Raw genomic sequence first — 17,020 nt, forward strand, 5'->3', positions numbered from 1 at the left:
CATCCCTACCGTTACCGTCATGCGCCCGTACGCCGAACTCGTCTCCGAAGCCGTCGACGCCGACTTCACCGGCTGGGACTTCAGCTGGCTGAACGGCCGAGCGACCTCCCAGGACCTGACCTGGTCGTACGACAACCTCGCCCGAGCAGCCCTCCGCCAGGCGCATCGAGTGCTCGACGTCGACACCGGCGGCGGTGAGCTGCTCGCCTCCTTCGCTCCCCTGCCCGCCGGAACGATCGCCACCGAGGGCTACCTCCCCAACCTCCCGATCGCCCGGGACCGGCTCGCGCCGCACGGCGTCGACGTACGACGGCACGACTACGGCGACCCGCTGCCGGTGGCCGATGACGCGGTCGATCTGGTCCTCAACAGGCACGCACGTTTCGACGCCGCGGAGTTCGCCCGCGCCCTGCGACCGGGCGGCGTACTCGTCACGCAACAGGTCGGGAACCGGAACGACGCGGAGATCAACGAGACGTTGGGCGGACCAGCGGTCACCGGTGACCATGACTGTGTGTCGGCTGTCGCGGCTCTGCGCGAGCACGGGTTCGAGATTCTCGAGGCGCGGGAGGAGTGGCCCGAGTTCGTACTGCACGATGTCGGCGCGCTGATCTTCCAGTTGCGCGCGGTCCCGTGGCAGCTGCCGGGCTTCGACGTCACGATGCACGAGGAAGCGCTTGTCGCCTTGGACGAACGGATCCGGCGGTCAGGACCTTTCGTCGTCCACGACCATCGATTCCTGATCCGGGCTCAGGCTCGGTAGCGAAGTCCGTCGAGGAGCAGGTTGACCAGGCGGTCGGCCTGGTCGCGGTTCGAGCCGGTCGCGAGGGCGACACCGCTGAGGCTGATCAGTACGTCGTCCGCCGAGACATCCGGACGGATCTCACCGGCCGCGACACCTGCGTCCAGGAGCGGCTTGATCGCGCCGACAAGGAGCTCGAAGCTCTGCGCATACGGGTTCGCGCCGGACGCGATCACCGCGCGCAGTGCGTCAGCCATGCCGAGCTTGCGGGTCATGTAGTCGATGTAGCGACGCATCCACACCTGCAGCGCCTCGGCCCCCGGCATCGTGTCGACCAGCTCGGCCGCCGCGTCGCAGACCGCGGCCAGCTCGTTCCGGTACGCCGCCTCGATCAGCAGCTCCCGGGTCGGGAAATGCCGGTACAGCGTGCCGATTCCGACGCCGGCGTCCTTCGCGATGCCCTCCAGCGTCGCTTCCAGGCCGCACTTCGAGAAGGACCGCGCAGCGGCGGCCAGAATCTGGTCCCGGTTGCGCTGGGCGTCAGCGCGCAGCGGGCGTGCCCCCGTGTCCTTCATCTCCCCCTCCTCACAGCTCTTTGACCCAGAAACCTAGCGGACTTGATAACCGGAGGCACCTCCGGTTAACTGGGTTTTACCGGAGGAGCCTCCGGTTTCAGAGTAGCTCGCAGAACAGGACGGGACCTGATGAGCAGGATCACCACGCCTTTCACCCATAGCTCCACCGCCGCCGAGGTCATCGCCGGCGTCGATCTCACCGGCCGCCGGGCGGTCGTCACCGGCGGCGCCTCCGGCATCGGTGTCGAGACCGCCCGCGCCCTCGCATCAGCCGGCGCCGAGGTCACCCTCGCCGTCCGCAACACGGCGGCCGGTGAGCGCACCGCAGCCGGCATCATCGAAAGCACCGGCAACAACCACGTCTTCGTCGCACCGATCGAGCTCGCGGACCGTGCGTCGGTCCGAGCGTTCGCGGCGAGCTGGGACGGCCCGCTGCACATCCTGGTGAACAACGCCGGTGTGATGGCCGAGCCACTCAATCGCACGCCGGAGGGCTGGGAGCACCAGTTCGCCACCAACCACCTCGGCCACTTCGGCCTGGCGCTCGGCCTGCACGATGCTCTCGCCGCGGCCGGTGACGCCCGGGTCGTGTCGGTCAGCTCCAGCGCGCACCTCCGCTCGGACGTCCACCTCGACGACCTCCACTTCGAGCACCGTCCGTACGAGGAATGGGCGGCGTACGGGCAGTCGAAGACGGCCAACGTCCTGTTCGCCGTCGAGGCGGCCAAGCGCTGGGCGAGTGACGGCATCGTCACCAACGCCCTGATGCCCGGCGGTATTCGGACCGCGCTGCAGCGGCATGTGCCCGAGGACGTGCAGCGGGAGTGGGACCGGTTCCAGTGGAAGACCGTCGAGCAGGGCGCATCGACGTCGGTACTGCTGGCCGCGTCCCCACTCGTCCAGGGCGTCACCGGTCGGTACTTCGAGGACAACAACGAGGCACTGCCCGTGACGGAGGACGATCCGATGCACGGCGTCGCGGCGTACGCGCTCGATCCGGAGTCGGCCACTCAGTTGTGGGAGGTCTCGGAGAAACTCCTCGCCGGCTGATCTGCACAGGTTTGATCAGGAACCGGCTCGGCTACGGATAAAGGCTCCGGGCCGGTAACCTGACCGACCGTGAGTGACTTGAGCATCCGGACCATCTCGGCCGACGAGCACGCGGCGTACGTCGCGTCGCAACCGTCGGCGAGCTTCCTGCAGACCCCTGGCTGGGCGGCGGTGAAGAGTGAATGGAAGGCGGAGTCGCTCGGTTGGTTCGACCCGGCGAACCCGGCCGAGCTGGTCGGCGCCGGTCTGGTCCTGTACCGCCAGATGCCCAAGGTGAAGCGCTACCTCGCCTACCTGCCCGAGGGCCCGGTGATCGACTGGGACGCGATCGACCTCGGCCGGTACCTGCGTCCGCTGGCCGCGCATCTGCAGCAGCAGGGCGCCTTCGGCGTACGGATGGGTCCGCCGGTTGCGACCCGGCGGTGGAGCGCGAAGACCATCAAGGACGCGATCGCCGGTGGTCAGCAGCCGAAGCTCGGCGACGTCCGGCCGGATGTGATCGAGCCGTCCGGTGAGACGGTGACCGCCCAGCTGCGCAAGCTCGGCTGGAAGGCACCCAAGGTCGGCGAAGGGTTCGCGGCCGGGCAACCGCAGTACGTGTTCCAGGTCCCGCTGGCCGACCGCAGCCCGGACGACCTGCTGAAGGGCATGAACCAGCTCTGGCGGCGCAACATCAAGAAGGCCGACAAGGCCGGCGTCGAGGTGACGCAGGGTGGCACCGAGGATCTGAAGGCCTTCCACCAGCTGTACGTCGAGACCGCCGAGCGGGACCACTTCACGCCGCGGCCGCTGCCGTACTTCGAGAAGATGTACGCCGCGATGGCCAACCAGCCGTCCGATTGCTGTGACTTCCGGATCTACAACGCCTACCACGAGGGCGACCTGGTCGCCTCGACGATCTGGGTCCGGGTCGGTGGTCACTCCTGGTACTCCTACGGAGCCAGCTCGACCGCCAAGCGAGACGTCCGTGGATCGAACGCGATCCAGTGGCGAATGATGTCGGACGCACTCGCATCGGGTGCGACCGTGTACGACCTACGGGGCATCACCGACACCTTGGACCCGAACGACCCGCATGTCGGGTTGATCCAGTTCAAGGTCGGCACCGGCGGCGAGGCCGTCGAGTACGTCGGTGAGTGGGATCTGCCGTTGAACAAGGCGCTCTACACCGCATTCGACCTCTACATGAGACGGCGTTGACACCATGCCCCTAGTCCTGCACGTCGATTCCGATCGATGGCGTGATCATCTGCGTTCGACCTGGAACCCGGACGTCGTCCCGGTGGCGAAGGGCAACGGGTACGGGTTCGGCAACCAGCGGCTGTTGGCCGAGTCACGCGCGCTCGGCGCCCGGACGGTTGCCGTCGGCACGTACTTCGAGGTGCCGCCGGACCCGCGCGAGGACGTCGTCGTACTGTCGCCGTGGCGGCCGTTCCTGGAGGTTCCGCAGAGCAAGAACGTGATCCACACGGTCAGCCGGCTGGCAGACCTGGTCTCGATCCCGGCCGGTAGCCGGGTGTTGATCGAGGTGATGACCTCGATGCGCCGGCACGGTATCGGCGCCCGCGAACTGCGGCACACGATGCTGCTGAACGCGCTCGACCGGATCAAGTTCGAGGGCTGGTCGCTGCACTTCCCGATGGGTGCCGGCGGTACGTCGGCCAACCTCCGGGAGGCGCAGCAGCTCGCGAAGGCGGCGATCGACGTACGCAAGGGTCCGCTCTGGGTCTCGCACGTGCCGGCACAGAAGCTGGCCGACATCGGCGAGAACGTGCGGCTCCGGATGGGCACCGGCCTCTGGCTCGGTGACCGTGGTGCGCTGACGGTCCGGGCGACCGTCCTCGACGTGCACTCGGTGCGCCGCGGTGAGCGGGTCGGCTACCGGCAGCGCCGGGTCAGCGGCGACGGCCACATCCTGGTGGTGTCCGGCGGGACCGCCCACGGCGTAGGCCTGGAGGCACCGACCGCGGCGGCGACGGTCCGGCAGCGGGCGATCGCGATGGCCAAGGGCAGCCTGGACGCGGCCGGGATGGCGCTGTCCCCTTTCACGATCGAGAGCAAGCAGCGCTGGTTCGCCGAGCCCCCGCACATGCAGGCCAGCATGCTCTTCCTGCCGTCGTCGGTGGCGCCGCCTGCGGTCGGCGACACGGTCGGCGTCGACGTCCGCTACACCACCACCATGTTCGACAAGGTGTCGATGGACTGAGCCGGGCGGGTCTCGCTTGACTTCAGGTGGACCTGAAGTTGCAGCGTGGTCTCATGAGCTTTTTGGATCGGATCGAGGAGCGGCCCGGAGCAGCGGAGCTCCGGGCTGAGTCGTACCGGTTGCTGGGCCTGAAACGGGGTGCCACCTGTGTGGATGTCGCCTGCGGTGCCGGGCACGCGGCCGCCGAATTGGCGGCCAAGGGGCTGAAGGTGACCGGGGTGGACCCGGATGCGGAAGCCATCGTCGCGGCCCGCGAGCGAGCGCCGGGCGCAATGTTTCACGTGGCACATTCCGACGACCTGCCGTTGGAGGACGAGTCGATGGACGGCTACCGCGCCGTCCGGCTCTTCCACCTGCTCGAGGACCCGGTCCCGACCGTGACCGAGGCGTGGCGAGTGCTCCGGCCGGACGGGCGGATCGTGCTCGGCGGTCAGGACTACGGGTTCCTCCTGATCGACAGCACGGACCAGGACTTGACCGACGTCGTACTGCTCGGGTTGGAGTCGCGCACGGTCTCCCCGCGCGCGGCCCGCAGCCTCCGCGACGTCCTTCTCGACACAGGCTTCCGGGACGTCGAGGTCGTCGTACGCACCGAAGTCGTGACCGATCACGCGGTGATGGCAGAGCAACTGAAGGCTGCCGCCGCGGGTGCGGTCGACAAGGCGTTGATCACCCAGGAGGACGCGGACGACTGGCTCGCCGAACAGGCGGACCGAGGCAAGCACGACCGCTTCCTGGCCGTCCTCCCGACCCTTCTCGTCAGCGGTCGGCGCTGACGCGCTGCCGCACCGACTGATACGCCGCCATCAGAGCGCCGAGGGACAAGACGACGGCGAAGCCGATCATCGACGGGCGTAGCGCGAACTGCCGGATCACCAGGCTGAAGGCGATCGACGGCACCCCCATGCCGACGTACGCGATCACGAAGAACGCGGCCAGCACACCGGCGCGAGATGCCGGTACGGCGGCAGTCACCGTCTCCGCGACCGCACTCTTGAACAGCAGACCTGCCCCGGCGCCGGCCAGCGCGGCTGCGAACAGGACCAGCCACAGAGCGGGCCGATAGAGCGACAACGCCGTCAGTGCGAGGCCGACCGGGAAGAGCAGCGTGCCGATCAGCAGCACCCTCGCGTGCGCGAGCCGGCCCACCGCGAGCTGAGCGACCGCGGACGCCGCGAACGCGACGAACGGCGCCAGTCCGGCGACGAAGTACGACGTGATCCCGAGCTGACCACGCACGATGATCGCGCCGAGCGACGAGAACAACCCCATCACCGCGAACGCGAAGAACCCGAGCGCAGCCGCCGAGGCGAACGCACCCCGCTGCCCGTCCCGCACCGCGAACCGCGCCGGCCGATCCTGCCCGGTCACTTCGGTGTCCACAGTCTCCGGACTCGACAGCACCAGCAGAAGCAGCACCACCATCAAGGCCCCGAACACGATGTACGCCGTTCGCACCGGAGCCGGAGCCCATTGCGCCAAGGCTCCCGCGACCAGCGGGCCGAGGGCGAGCCCACCCAGGTTCGAGACGGTCGCGACGAGCGCGGGGAACGCTGATCCGGCCTGCGCCGGCCGAGCCTCACGATGCAGGTCGGTCAGATAGGCGGTCGCGGTGGACGCCATCAACCCGACCGCGACACCGGTCAGGATCCGGCCGACGAGCAATCCGGGCAGCTCGGGCCAGCTCGCCATAACCGCCGCGGACAGGATCCCGGTCAGCAAGGCAGGCAGGATGATCCGGCGCCGGCCGAGGCGGTCGGACAGATGGCCGAGCAGCCGGAAGCTCGCCGCAGCGCCGACAACCATCACGGCGAACGCGACGGTCACGGTCGTCGCGCCGAAGTGATCTTTCACCTGGTAGAGCGGCCAGAGCGGCGTCGGCACGGTGCCGAACGCCATCAAGGTCAGGAAGGCGACCGCGACAAACCAGAACCCGGTCAGGTGCCGGTTGCCGACGCTCAGGGCGGTACTCATCTCGGTGGTGCCTCTCGTCGTGGAGTCAGTTCCACAGAGTCCGAACGACCCGCGTGAGAGCTCTGATACCAGCTCTGCGAGGATCGGATCAGATGCCTTCCATCTCTTCTGGAGATACTAGGAAGCATGGAACTGCGCCACTTACGGCACTTCGTCGCGCTCGCCGAGGAGCGCAGCTTCACCGCGGCCGCCGGCCGGGAGCACATCGTTCAGTCCGGATTGTCCACGTCGATCCGGGCGCTCGAGAAGGACGTCGGGGCGCTGCTCTTCGTCCGCGGCACCCGCCCGATCCGCCTGACCGCCGAAGGCGAGGCTCTGGTCCCGGCTGCACGCCGTACGTTGGAGGCTGCCGCCGCGGCACGGCAGACGGTCCAGGAGGTGCACGGCGTACTCGCGGGCCAGTTGCGGATCGGAGCACTGCAGTCGACCGCGCACACGCTCCCGGTCGCGAGCTGGCTGGCGGAGTTCTCGCTCGCTCATCCGCGAGTGGACATCTCCGTGCGGCAGCTGTCCGCCTCGGAGATGGTCGGCCTGGTGATCGACGGCGGCCTCGACTGCGCACTGGTGGCCCTGCTGGACCAACGACCGACTGGCCTCGAGGTGGTGCCGCTCCTCGCCGAACCGCTGGTACTGGCGTGTTCCGCGACTCACCCGTTGGCCGGTGAGAGGGCCGTCCGCCTCGACCAACTCATCGGCGAACGGTTCGTCGAGGCACCACCCGAGTGGGCGATCCGGGCGCAGGTCGACCGTGCCTTCGCGGACGCGGGACTGCAGCGCCGGATCGCGTGTGTGGTGAACGAGTGGAGCATGGCGCTCGACCTCGTCGCGGCCGGCGCCGGGATTGCGCTCGTACCGGAAGGACTGGACTTCACCCTGCACCCGCGGTCGAGCGATGCGCTCCAGCTGGTCCCGTTGGCCGGGATCCGGCTGGAGCGCCGGGTCGATCTCGTCCTGCCGAGCGGACATGCGGCAACGCCGGCTGCCCGCCGGTTCGCAGACCTGGTGAAGACGAAGGTCAGCCCTTGAGGTGACCCTTCCAGCGGACGGTGGGTAGCAGGGCGGCCGGGTCGACGCGGTCCTTGTTCGCGGCGACGATGTCGAACATCGAGTCGATCAGGGTGTCCGACAGCAGGTGCGGCTGCAGGCCGAGGCCGACCAGGCCGGTGTGCTTGACGTTGTAGTAGTGCTCAGGCTGCTCGACCCGCGGGTTCTCCAGGTGCTCGACCTGAACCGGGCCGGGGAAGCACTCCGCGACCTTCTCGGCGAGCTGAGCGACCGAGTAGCTTTCGGTCATCTGGTTGAAGACCCGGAACTCGCCGGCGTCGGCCGGATTCTCGACCGCGAGCCGGATGCACTCCACGGTGTCCCGGATGTCCAGGAAGCCGCGGGTCTGGCCGCCGGTGCCGTAGACGGTCAGCGGCTCACCGAGCACAGCCTGGATCGCGAACCGGTTGAGCACGGTGCCGAAGACGGCGTCGTAGTCGAACCGCGTCGCCAGCCGCGGGTCCCGCACGGTCTGGTCCGTCTGCTGCCCGTACACGACGCCCTGGTTGAGGTCGGTGACGCGCATCCCCCAGATCCGGCAGCCGAACTCCAGGTTGTGGGAGTCGTGCACCTTGCTGAGGTGGTAGAACGAGCCCGGCTTCTTCGGGAAGAGCATCCGGTCCTTGCGACCGTTGTGCTCGACCTCCAGCCAGCCTTCCTCGATGTCGATGTTCGGCGTCCCGTACTCACCCATCGTGCCGAGCTTGACCAGGTGGATGTCCGGGTTCGTCTCGGCGACGGCGTACATCAGGTTCAGCGTGCCGACGACGTTGTTGTGCTGGGTGTAGACCGCGTGCTCGCGGTCGATCATCGAGTACGGAGCGGCCCGCTGCTCGGCGAAGTGCACGATCGCGTCCGGCCGGAACTCCTCGAGCACCTGGTAGACGAACCCGGCGTCGAGCAGATCACCGACGTACGCCGGGATGGTCTGGCCGGACACCTCCTGCCAGGCCGCCACCCGGGCCTCGAGATCCTCGATCGGCACCAGGCTCTGCACGCCCAGCTCGCGGTCGTAGCCACGACGCGCGAAGTTGTCGAGGACGGCCGTCTCGTGGCCACTGTCGGACAGATGAAGCGCAGTCGGCCACCCTAGGTAGCCGTCACCGCCCAGGACGAGTACGCGCACGGCTCGGCCGCCTTCCGGTAGGACATTGGCTGTCACAGTCATTCCTATCCCGAGTACCCGCTCCAGTAACGTGATCAGTCCCACTGATTAGCTGGCAATCCGCTGAGAATCCCCTCCGGACTGCCCACGTCGGGTGCGGGGGTGCAGAATAGGTCCCGATGCGCCTACTCACCAAGCTGAAAAACGGACTCGGCCTGAGCCGGAGCCGATTGTTGCTGTGGGCGAGGTATTCGACCTCGTCCGTAGTCGCCACCGTGGTCAGCCAGATAGCGTTTGCCCTGTGCTACTGGTTCGGTACGGCGGCACTGGTGGCGACCCTGGTGGCCTGGCTCGCCGGAGCGGTGCCGAACTACGTGATGAACCGCCGCTGGGCCTGGGGCCGCGGCGGACAGCTGTTGCCGTACGCAATCATCGTGCTCGGCTCGGCGGCCAGTGCGGCGCTGGTGACGACGGTGACCGATCACCTGGTCCGGGGCATCGAATCCCACGCCTGGAAGACGGTGCTCGTCACCGGCTCCTACTTCGGTACGTACGGCGTCCTCTTCATCCTGAAGTTCGTGCTGTTCGATCGGTTCGTGTTCGCCAGGTCCGCGACCGCCGACCCCGTCGAAGCACGTACTCCCGTAACCACGTCGTAGTCATCACCCGCCCGTAGTTCGCGCCGTACACCAGGCCCGGGCCCTTCTTGCTGGTCCCGTCACCGCGACGCCGCATCGTCATCGGCAGCTCGACCACCCGCGCACCGATCGCGAGCGCCCCGAGCAACAACTCCGACGACTGGTACTGCGGTTCCCGCAGGGTAATCGCGGTGGCCAACTCGGCCCGCAGCGCGCGGAACCCGAACGACGTGTCCGTCAACTTTCGCCGCGTCAGAATCGACGCCAGTACAGCGAAAACTCGTACGCCGACCCACCGCAGCCGACTGTCCGCGTCCTCCGCGCCGAGCCGCCGCGACCCGGTGACGAAGTCGGCCCGGTCGAGCAGGATCGGCTCGAGCAGCACCTCGAGCTCGTCGTTGTCGTACTGACCGTCCGCGTCCGTGGTCACGACGTACCGGGCGCCACCCTGAGCGGCCAGGTGGTATCCGAGCCGGAGCGCGGCGCCCTGACCACGGTTGCTCGGGGCAACACAGACGAAAGCCCCGTGACTGCGGGCGATCTCGGCGGTGTCATCGGTCGAGCCGTCCACGACGACCAGTACGTCGACGGGCATCTCCGCGCAGGTGCGCGGCATGTTGGTGAGGACGGCGCCGATCCCGCCGGCTTCGTTGTAGGCGGCAATCACCACGACGACCGGAGCCAGGTTCGGCTTCCCGAAATCCTTGACAGCAAGGGCGTCCACGGCATCCGGGTAGTCCGCCATCGCCGGACGGGCCTGATCCTTGCCGAGGATCGCCCGTAGACCGATCGCCCCGGCGAGCGGGAACAACACCAGACCGGGCAACTGGTAGCGCCAGGAGAACTCGAACGCGGCGGATCCCAGCAGCAGGATCACACCGGCCGCAACGGGCAGCAGCGTCGCAGCTCGGAGCCCGGACGTCTTAGCCCGGCCGAGTCCTGCAACCGCGGCCAATGCGATCAGCCCGTAGAGCGCGAGAAGTGTCCCAGACGTGTAGCCGCCATGCAGTTGGTACGCGCGCAGGATCTCGGCCGGCACCCGCGCGACGTGCGGCTCCGACCCGCCCCACTTCACTGCAGCCTTGGCGGTGTTGGGGTCCTGCAGGTTCGGGTAGGTGAGCTGGAACTGCCAACGGTCCAGCGGCACGTCGTCTGGGGAGGTCGCCCGGGTGGGCGCGAAGCCCTTGCCGAAGTCCTTCAGCGCGGCCCAGGTGACGTCAAGCGGTTGGTGCCGGATGACGAGCCGGGCGAACTCCGTCGCGAGCTGCCGCTTGGTAGTTCCCGGGGGCAACGGTCCGGGCCAGTTCGGGTCGCCGTAGTGGTTGTGGGCGTACTTGTCCACACCCAGCCGTTGTCCGAGCGGCTCCTTGGGACAGAACAGCCGTGTGCCGTCATTGAGCGGGAGTTCGGCGCAATTCGCGACCACTGCGGTCCGGCCGTACAACACCTGGTTTTCAGCGCCGGTGAAACCCCACCGGCCCGTTTCCGCGTGGTAATAGCCCGCATAGGCGCCGAACACGACTGCGAATCCGGCCAGCGCTGCGGCAGTACGCCGTACGAGGTGCAGGCGGCGTTTGCGCCAGGCGTTGCCGACGACCACCAAGTAGAGGACCACTGCCACGATCAGGACCAGGCCGATCGTGCGGACCGCGAAGGCGGCGCCGAGCAGGACGCCGACCGCGGCCGCGCGCTTCCAGCCGGGGGCACCGCGGCCCAGGAGCAACCAGAGGATCGCGACCAGTAGTACGTCGAAGGTGGTCTCGGCCATCACGTTCTGCTCGATCTGCACCTGGTAGGCGTCGAGCAGGATCGGTGCGGCGGCCACCGCGGACAACCAGCGATACACGGTCAGGCGGCGGGCCAGTGCGTAGATCGCGATACCCAGGAGCAGTCCGACGACGTGCTGCACGATCACTACGAAGGTGATGCCGCCGATGGCGATCATCGGGCGCAGGACGAAGTCGTAGCCGATCGGGTTGAGCTGGTCCGGGCTCAGCTTCTCCATGTTGTTCAGGTACTGCACGGAGTCCGTGTAGACGATCCCCGGCCGGTACGCGACCGTCGCGAGCACACGCAAAACGGTGCCCACCATCAAGAAGATGGCAAGCAACCAGTGTGTCCTTGTGACCCGCTTCACTGGTTCTTGAAGTACTGCCACGTGCGGCCGAACCCTCGCTCCAGCGACATCGTCGGTGCGTAGCCGAGGTCGTTGGTGATGTCGACGACGACCGCCGGCATCTCACCCGCCGGCGCCTCGATGTGCTCGGCCGGCACCGCACGGCCGGTCAACTTGCGCACCGTCTCGACCATCTCCAGCACCGACACCGACCGACCGGATCCGATGATCGCGCGACCGTCGTACCGCTTGTCGAGCGCGAGCAGGATCCCCGCGACCACGTCGTCGAGGAAGACCAGGTCACGCCGCTGCTCGCCGTCGCCGTAGATCCGGACGCCCTCGTCCTTCAGCGCGGCCCGCATCATCCGCGGCACGAAGCTGTCCTTGTGCGACATCCCCGGCCCGTACACGTTGGTGAACCGCAGCGCGGCGGTCGCCATCCCGTAGCTACCGGAGTACGCCGAGAGCAACATCTCGCACGCCGCCTTGGTCGCGCCGTACGGCGTCAACGGGCGCAGCGGGAGGTCCGCGGTGATGGTCGACGTACCGACGTCGCCCACGACCGCATTGGTCGAGGCGAGCACGAACCGGTCCACACCGCTGCCCCGGGACAGCTCCAGCAGCACCTGCGTGATCGTCACGTTCTGCGCGAAGGTCTGCATCGGAGCCTCCACGGACTTCAGCACCGAGGTCAGCGCGGCCAGGTGGACCACAGCCGTCGGCCGCGTCTCGAACGCGGAGATGCAGACCTCTTGATCGGCCAGATCACCGGTCACCACGTGGACGCCGTCGTCCCAGGTCGGGTCCGGCGGTTCCCGGTCCACAGCCGTCACCGCGACTCCACGCCCCCGTAAAGCAGCCACCACAGCCCGCCCGATGAATCCGGCCGCACCGGTGACCAGCACACGTTCGTCCATGGCCATCAACCTACCGCCGACAGACCAACGACAGGACACAGGCGAACGGAGTGCAACGAACCCTTGACCGCAGGTGATCGCAGAACTCTCTTCGGTCGACCGTCAGGCCGATCCGCCTGCCTTTGGCGTCGGCTGAGGCTCATCGGGATAGAGCTCGTGCCACAGCCAGGTCAGGAACTCGTCGTCCGTGTCCCAGTCGTCGCGGTCGGCGGCCGTACTCAACGCGTCCGCCGGTAATCCGTCACGCTCACCACTGAGCAAACGAACGAGCTCTTGCTTGAAGGTCTTCATCTGCTCGTCATCGTGCCGACTACTCTTCGCCCGCCGAGACAGGGCCGAGGAGTTCTCCGGAGGAGACTCAGAATGATAATGCGTCTGCACAACAGTCAGAAAAGTAGCAAACGGCGCATCTTTGTCCTTGAGCCAATACATGCCAGAGTATCCCACTGAAATCTCTTTCGCTTAAATGTCACGGGGCCGGGGGTACAACGTGTATATCTCGTATCTCCTGGCGTCGGGATTACCTTTGAAAACGACGTTGATGTCACCATCCTCGAAGGTCGGTATCTGCTCGACCTCTGGTTCTGGCATCCCCGCAAGATCACTGCCGGCATCGCGCGCTTGGATCCACTGCTTGCGTGCCGCCTTCGATTCAGGCCAGTCCCCTTTCAGCGTAAACCCGGAGCACTGCTCATGGCCGGTAGGCCCGAGAAGTTCCTCGATCGGAATTGCGACCGGACCAGGTCTGAAATCATCAGACCAGGGCGTTTCGAGTATCGCTCGAACGTCGGGATTCTCGGTCGCTCCGGCATAGGCCGCAGCGAATGCGTCGGCATCGTGGATCCTCGTCGATTCCTTGCCGCAATAATGCTGCAGATTGGGACTGAGCCCATCGATTCCCATGGATCTCTTCACGGGATCGGTCTGCGCCGGATCCTCATTGAAGGCGACTCTGCGGGCGTACAGCGCGTCGTCCCCCATCGGCCCGTGCCGGATGTGACCGTGCCCGTCGCCCAGATCCACCGATGCGTAGACATTCTGGACGACCGGATCGCAGCTGGCCGCTGGTACGAGCCAGGGCCGGGCCTCCTTCGCCGCAGCAATGTAGGCGACGGCGTTTCTCTGGTCCGCCTTGCGAGCATCGGCTGGATCCGTCGCTTCAGCTGTCGCTCCCGTTGACGCCTCGCCGGCATCAGTCGAGAGAGGTCGGGAATGTGCGACCCGTTCGGGGTCCCAACGCTCGAAGCGATCCCTCACCTGCTCGCCGTTCACAGAGCTGTCGAGCCCAAATCGCGTCCCGGAGTCGGTGCCGCTCTCCGCGACGCGGTCACCCTCGCGATCCCCGTCCCCCGACTGAGCCGTCCCCGCGCCGTCCGACTGCAACTGCGAGGTCTGCGATTCGTACTGGGCCGGATCCTCGTCATCGGCGCCCTCGGCATCTGCAGGCTTCGGTGCGACGACGTCCGCGAGCCCTTCGTCAGCGGATGCTGTACGGCCGGATCGTCCTTGGCCATCGCTGGTTGCCTGGGCACGATCGCCAACCGTGCGGGATGTGTGACCGGGCTCGGCAATCGTCGCGGTTGAACTGGCGTCGTCGGTCGGATCGGGCTCATTGGTCGAGCGAATGGTCGTCCCGGCTGGGGAATCTTCAGAATGGAGGTATTCGAGCCGGGCGACGGTGTCGTCGCGTGTCGTTCGGGCACGAAGGTCCTCGGTCGGGCGGGGAGGCTCCACGCGATCATCGTCGACGGGCGCAGGAGGCTTGGCGTCGTCACCCCGGCGGTTCAACGGTTCATTGGTCGGACGGACCGGCTCGTCGGTCGAAAGGTGCTCCAGCCGGGCGACGGTGTCGTCACGCATCATCCGGGCACGGAGATCCGCGGAATCGTCACCCCGCGACGGCTCCTGGTGGCTCAGTTCGCTGCTGTGGCCGCCGGGAGATGGCTCCTCGGCACCGGCCCTCACCTCCGTTGATTCGGGTGCAGGCCGCCTGTGTCCGTCCATCCTGATCTACCCGAAGGTGGGTCGGGACGCGGACCTCATCGCTCGGTCCCCCGGTTGAGGGCATTCAGCGCCCTGGCGTATTTCTGCCTCAGTCGCTCCTGGGTGGCCGTGTCGAGTTCGCCAAGCCTTGCCTGGCTGCTGTTGTGCTCGACGTCGGCGCGTTTGATCAGTACGGCGTCAGGGCTGGCAGCAACTCGAGCGAGGTAGGCGTCCTGGGGTTCACCGGCTCTGTGGCTCAGGGCATCGACCAACTGCACGACTTGCTCCGGCACACCGAGGTCCCGAAGGTGCTCGAGTGTGCAGGGCGTGTCTTCGACCGAGTCGTGCAGCAGTGCGGCAATCTGCTGGGTCCCACTCGCTCCGTTGGCGCGTGCGATGCCGGCGACAGCACGGACGTGACGTACGTACGGCTGCCCACTCTTGTCGACCTGCTCCCGGTGTAGCGCCGCGGCCAGCCTGTCAGCCGCTTCAAAGGTGTCGACCGGGCCGCGGAGGTACGAATAGGCATCGGTCCAGTCTGCGAACAGGCTGTTCAGTTTCTCGTTCACGACCGCGAGCGGAACGAACCGCTCGACCGTCTCGGCGTAGTAGGAGCGCTGCTTCGGCACCCTCGGGTGAGTGTGCAACCGCTGCACGTTGCTGTAACGATCGGAGAGTTTCAGCAGCAGAACATCCTCAGGCGCTGCTGCAAGCTTCGTGAGGTACGCCGTCCTGACCTCATCCTTGGTCTGGTCGTCGCGGACCTCCGGAATCGTGACGGCATCCACCAGTTCCGCCGTACGTTCACCGAACCGGGACGTCAGATCCGCCCGCGTGCCATCAGTGTCCTCGACCACGTCGTGGAGCAGCCCTGCCCTGAGCAGATCGAGGTCCTTAACGCCGATCTCGCACACCAGAACCTGCAAGACCTGCAGGAGATGCTGCCAATAGGGCTCACCAGCCGGTCTCGTCTGACCGTCGTGCCACTCAACAGCATCTCGGAAAGCTCCGCCCAACTGATCGACCACCTCCCGAGGCAGTACCTCGCCCAACTCGGCCTCGGCAGACTCCCAGCCGTCCCACCCAGCAAACACCCTGCTAACCATCGAGAACCTGGCTCCTATACTCATCCCAGCTCGGAAGATCAAACGGAGCGGTCTGATCGGCCCTGACGTCGCGGAACTCGAACTGTCCCGCCATCTCGCGGCGTCGAAGCTCCGCTCCCGCCTCTTTGATCACCTGACGTGCCGCCGCGTCATCGGCGTACTTGCGAGCATCAACGAGAAACGCGGCCTGCAGATCTCCAGTGACCATCACATACCCGACGGCGATCCACAGGTTGTCTGCCTCAGACATGCCATCTGCTCCTTGTCTCGTCCTGATCCAACGCTGCCGCCTCTGCCTGCATCCGACGCACCTTCTCCTGCTCGCCGGGCGTCGGACGAATATGGGGCTTGTACACGGTGTTGTGTTCCAAATCTGAGGCGATCGACGAACGCCAGGTGCAGACCTGCAGCTCGAAGGTGTACGGCATCCCGGCCACCTCGACCGCGATGATGAAAGGAACAACCCGATACGACGGATTGTGCGGCTTCGGGTCGGAGTACATGTTCTCCATCTCCAGGATTCGGCCGCCGTCCCCGGTTCCAAAACGATCCTTCACCTCGGACACCAGGTGCTCGAGACGTACAGTGTCGGGGACGACGATCCGCGCCCCCACCGCGTCGATCGCATCGCCTACCTGATACTTGGGCCGACCCGGCCGACCATCGATCCCCTCTGCCATCCGTGCAACCTTGTCGAGAAGGCCGAGGTCGTCCTTCGCGCGGACGCTGACGGCACCGTCGACTACCCGCGCCGACCGTCTCACCTCGACCTGTACCTGCGGCGCCACCTCGTCCACGAGTCGGCGGCTGTAGTCGGACACCAGAACGCGTTCGTCAACTGACGGCTCCGCGCCCACGGTTCGGGCCGCATCGAGACTCTTGCACCGGGCAACGTACGTCGCTTTCCGGGAAAGACCGTCCTGATGCTGGTTCAGTTCCCGCGGGGTCGGCGCGAACAGCGGCCCACGGCCGGGGTTCTCAGCGGTGAATTCGGTCAGGTCACGTCCCGCAAGCAGCTTCTCATCGGCAAGCTCGCGAATTGTTGCCAGCGCGGCGGGACGGCGGGCGCGATCCTTCAGATTGGACACCACATCCAACGGATGCTTGTCATCCGCCACCAAGCGTTCGACGACACCCGCGACATCCGGGTGGCGATCGGCCAGGGCCCCTCGGACCTCTCGTAGCGTCTCAGACCGGTCTGGCCGATCGTCGCTGCCGTCGGCCGAAGTCGCCGTGGTCTCGCGCCGATCGTTCGAGGCCGCCTTCGATGACGGTTCGGTAGATGAGCCCCCGTCGGCCGGCGCATTTCCCGGTCGGGGATGCGCGATCTCAGTCCTCGACCCAGGACGATCGGTTCGATGAACCTCGGGTGCTACTACCTCGGACCTTGGCCTGTCCGATCGTCGATCCTGCTCGGAAGGATGCCGACCAGCCTCGTTCCGGTCGGTTCGGATGGAATCGGGGGCTGGTTGCCTCTGCGCACCCGGTGAGCGTCCGTGTTCTTCTGTTTGCTGGGTTCGAGGCAGGTACCGGAGTCGAGCGACCGTATCGTCTCCGGTGGCCG

17 protein-coding genes are annotated in these 17,020 nt (G+C 66.9%); 7 read left to right on the forward strand and 10 right to left on the reverse strand.

The features are described 5' to 3' along the window. Positions 1 to 19: 19 nt before the first annotated feature. Positions 20 to 763, forward strand: coding sequence for a methyltransferase domain-containing protein (locus AB0L70_RS02375; RefSeq protein WP_363679061.1), 744 nt, complete (start codon positions 20 to 22; stop codon positions 761 to 763). Here the strand turns inward: AB0L70_RS02375 and AB0L70_RS02380 are convergent. Then, the gene (locus AB0L70_RS02380) at positions 751 to 1,317 is read right to left on the reverse strand and encodes a TetR/AcrR family transcriptional regulator (RefSeq protein ID WP_363679063.1); all 567 of its coding nucleotides are present in this window, start codon (positions 1,315 to 1,317) and stop codon (positions 751 to 753) included. The genes AB0L70_RS02375 and AB0L70_RS02380 overlap by 13 nt on opposite strands. A 129-nt stretch (positions 1,318 to 1,446) precedes the next feature. Here AB0L70_RS02380 and AB0L70_RS02385 point away from each other — a divergent pair, with 129 nt between their 5' ends. From AB0L70_RS02385 to AB0L70_RS02400, 4 genes are all read left to right on the forward strand, one after another. Continuing rightward, entirely contained in the window at positions 1,447 to 2,367 is a 921-nt protein-coding gene (locus AB0L70_RS02385; protein ID WP_363679065.1) for an SDR family NAD(P)-dependent oxidoreductase, read from the forward strand. Between the two features lie 69 nt (positions 2,368 to 2,436). After that, positions 2,437 to 3,567, forward strand: a complete 1,131-nt coding sequence (locus tag AB0L70_RS02390) for a peptidoglycan bridge formation glycyltransferase FemA/FemB family protein (protein ID WP_363679067.1) — start codon at positions 2,437 to 2,439, stop codon at positions 3,565 to 3,567. 4 nt (positions 3,568 to 3,571) lie between these two features. After that, positions 3,572 to 4,573 carry an alanine racemase gene (locus tag AB0L70_RS02395; protein WP_363679069.1) on the forward strand — a complete coding sequence of 334 codons (1,002 nt, stop codon included), beginning with the start codon at positions 3,572 to 3,574 and terminating at the stop codon, positions 4,571 to 4,573. Between the two features lie 53 nt (positions 4,574 to 4,626). Then, a complete protein-coding gene (locus AB0L70_RS02400) occupies positions 4,627 to 5,349 on the forward strand; it encodes a methyltransferase domain-containing protein (RefSeq protein WP_363679071.1) in 723 nt (240 codons plus the stop codon). Here AB0L70_RS02400 and AB0L70_RS02405 read toward each other — a convergent pair. Then, positions 5,333 to 6,547 (reverse strand): MFS transporter, encoded by a 1,215-nt coding sequence (locus AB0L70_RS02405; RefSeq protein ID WP_363679073.1) that lies wholly within the window; start codon positions 6,545 to 6,547, stop codon positions 5,333 to 5,335. The two genes, AB0L70_RS02400 and AB0L70_RS02405, sit on opposite strands and share 17 nt — an antisense overlap. Positions 6,548 to 6,673: 126 nt before the next feature. On the opposite strand from AB0L70_RS02405, the gene AB0L70_RS02410 reads away from it, so the two are divergent. Continuing rightward, the gene (locus AB0L70_RS02410; protein ID WP_363679075.1) at positions 6,674 to 7,573 is read left to right on the forward strand and encodes a LysR family transcriptional regulator; all 900 of its coding nucleotides are present in this window, start codon (positions 6,674 to 6,676) and stop codon (positions 7,571 to 7,573) included. Here AB0L70_RS02410 and AB0L70_RS02415 read toward each other — a convergent pair. After that, positions 7,563 to 8,753 (reverse strand): NAD-dependent epimerase/dehydratase family protein, encoded by a 1,191-nt coding sequence (locus AB0L70_RS02415; protein WP_363679077.1) that lies wholly within the window; start codon positions 8,751 to 8,753, stop codon positions 7,563 to 7,565. The genes AB0L70_RS02410 and AB0L70_RS02415 overlap by 11 nt on opposite strands. A 122-nt stretch (positions 8,754 to 8,875) precedes the next feature. On the opposite strand from AB0L70_RS02415, the gene AB0L70_RS02420 reads away from it, so the two are divergent. After that, positions 8,876 to 9,355 carry a GtrA family protein gene (locus AB0L70_RS02420; protein ID WP_363679079.1) on the forward strand — a complete coding sequence of 160 codons (480 nt, stop codon included), beginning with the start codon at positions 8,876 to 8,878 and terminating at the stop codon, positions 9,353 to 9,355. Here the strand turns inward: AB0L70_RS02420 and AB0L70_RS02425 are convergent. The 7 genes from AB0L70_RS02425 to AB0L70_RS02455 all read right to left on the reverse strand — a co-directional run bounded on the left by AB0L70_RS02425 (position 9,261) and on the right by AB0L70_RS02455 (position 16,574). Continuing rightward, positions 9,261 to 11,426 carry a glycosyltransferase family 2 protein gene (locus tag AB0L70_RS02425; protein WP_363679081.1) on the reverse strand — a complete coding sequence of 722 codons (2,166 nt, stop codon included), beginning with the start codon at positions 11,424 to 11,426 and terminating at the stop codon, positions 9,261 to 9,263. The two genes, AB0L70_RS02420 and AB0L70_RS02425, sit on opposite strands and share 95 nt — an antisense overlap. Positions 11,427 to 11,467: 41 nt before the next feature. After that, positions 11,468 to 12,367 (reverse strand): NAD-dependent epimerase/dehydratase family protein, encoded by a 900-nt coding sequence (locus AB0L70_RS02430; RefSeq protein ID WP_363679083.1) that lies wholly within the window; start codon positions 12,365 to 12,367, stop codon positions 11,468 to 11,470. 102 nt (positions 12,368 to 12,469) lie between these two features. Further along, positions 12,470 to 12,658 carry a hypothetical protein gene (locus AB0L70_RS02435; RefSeq protein WP_363679085.1) on the reverse strand — a complete coding sequence of 63 codons (189 nt, stop codon included), beginning with the start codon at positions 12,656 to 12,658 and terminating at the stop codon, positions 12,470 to 12,472. A gap of 171 nt (positions 12,659 to 12,829) precedes the next feature. After that, positions 12,830 to 14,230, reverse strand: coding sequence for a hypothetical protein (locus tag AB0L70_RS02440; protein ID WP_363679087.1), 1,401 nt, complete (start codon positions 14,228 to 14,230; stop codon positions 12,830 to 12,832). 176 nt (positions 14,231 to 14,406) lie between these two features. Further along, positions 14,407 to 15,498 carry an HD domain-containing protein gene (locus AB0L70_RS02445; RefSeq protein ID WP_363679089.1) on the reverse strand — a complete coding sequence of 364 codons (1,092 nt, stop codon included), beginning with the start codon at positions 15,496 to 15,498 and terminating at the stop codon, positions 14,407 to 14,409. Then, the gene (locus AB0L70_RS02450) at positions 15,449 to 15,706 is read right to left on the reverse strand and encodes a hypothetical protein (protein ID WP_363679091.1); all 258 of its coding nucleotides are present in this window, start codon (positions 15,704 to 15,706) and stop codon (positions 15,449 to 15,451) included. Before AB0L70_RS02450 ends, AB0L70_RS02445 begins: the two co-directional genes overlap by 50 nt. Next, a complete protein-coding gene (locus AB0L70_RS02455) occupies positions 15,699 to 16,574 on the reverse strand; it encodes a hypothetical protein (protein ID WP_363679093.1) in 876 nt (291 codons plus the stop codon). The genes AB0L70_RS02450 and AB0L70_RS02455 overlap by 8 nt, the downstream gene beginning before the upstream one ends. Positions 16,575 to 17,020 lie beyond the last annotated feature (446 nt).

Origin of the sequence: Kribbella sp. NPDC051952 (assembly GCF_040680855.1) — a bacterium.
GTDB lineage: Bacteria > Actinomycetota > Actinomycetes > Propionibacteriales > Kribbellaceae > Kribbella.

Coding starts and splice junctions, on each gene's coding strand:
- AB0L70_RS02375 (WP_363679061.1), top strand. CDS start 20: ATGCGCCCGTACGCCGAACTCGTCTCCGAAGCCGTCGACGCCGACTTC.
- AB0L70_RS02380 (WP_363679063.1), bottom strand. CDS start 1,317: ATGAAGGACACGGGGGCACGCCCGCTGCGCGCTGACGCCCAGCGCAAC.
- AB0L70_RS02385 (WP_363679065.1), top strand. CDS start 1,447: ATGAGCAGGATCACCACGCCTTTCACCCATAGCTCCACCGCCGCCGAG.
- AB0L70_RS02395 (WP_363679069.1), top strand. CDS start 3,572: ATGCCCCTAGTCCTGCACGTCGATTCCGATCGATGGCGTGATCATCTG.
- AB0L70_RS02400 (WP_363679071.1), top strand. CDS start 4,627: ATGAGCTTTTTGGATCGGATCGAGGAGCGGCCCGGAGCAGCGGAGCTC.
- AB0L70_RS02405 (WP_363679073.1), bottom strand. CDS start 6,547: ATGAGTACCGCCCTGAGCGTCGGCAACCGGCACCTGACCGGGTTCTGG.
- AB0L70_RS02410 (WP_363679075.1), top strand. CDS start 6,674: ATGGAACTGCGCCACTTACGGCACTTCGTCGCGCTCGCCGAGGAGCGC.
- AB0L70_RS02420 (WP_363679079.1), top strand. CDS start 8,876: ATGCGCCTACTCACCAAGCTGAAAAACGGACTCGGCCTGAGCCGGAGC.
- AB0L70_RS02425 (WP_363679081.1), bottom strand. CDS start 11,426: ATGGTGGGCACCGTTTTGCGTGTGCTCGCGACGGTCGCGTACCGGCCG.
- AB0L70_RS02430 (WP_363679083.1), bottom strand. CDS start 12,367: ATGGACGAACGTGTGCTGGTCACCGGTGCGGCCGGATTCATCGGGCGG.
- AB0L70_RS02435 (WP_363679085.1), bottom strand. CDS start 12,658: ATGAAGACCTTCAAGCAAGAGCTCGTTCGTTTGCTCAGTGGTGAGCGT.
- AB0L70_RS02440 (WP_363679087.1), bottom strand. CDS start 14,230: ATGATGCGTGACGACACCGTCGCCCGGCTGGAGCACCTTTCGACCGAC.
- AB0L70_RS02450 (WP_363679091.1), bottom strand. CDS start 15,706: ATGTCTGAGGCAGACAACCTGTGGATCGCCGTCGGGTATGTGATGGTC.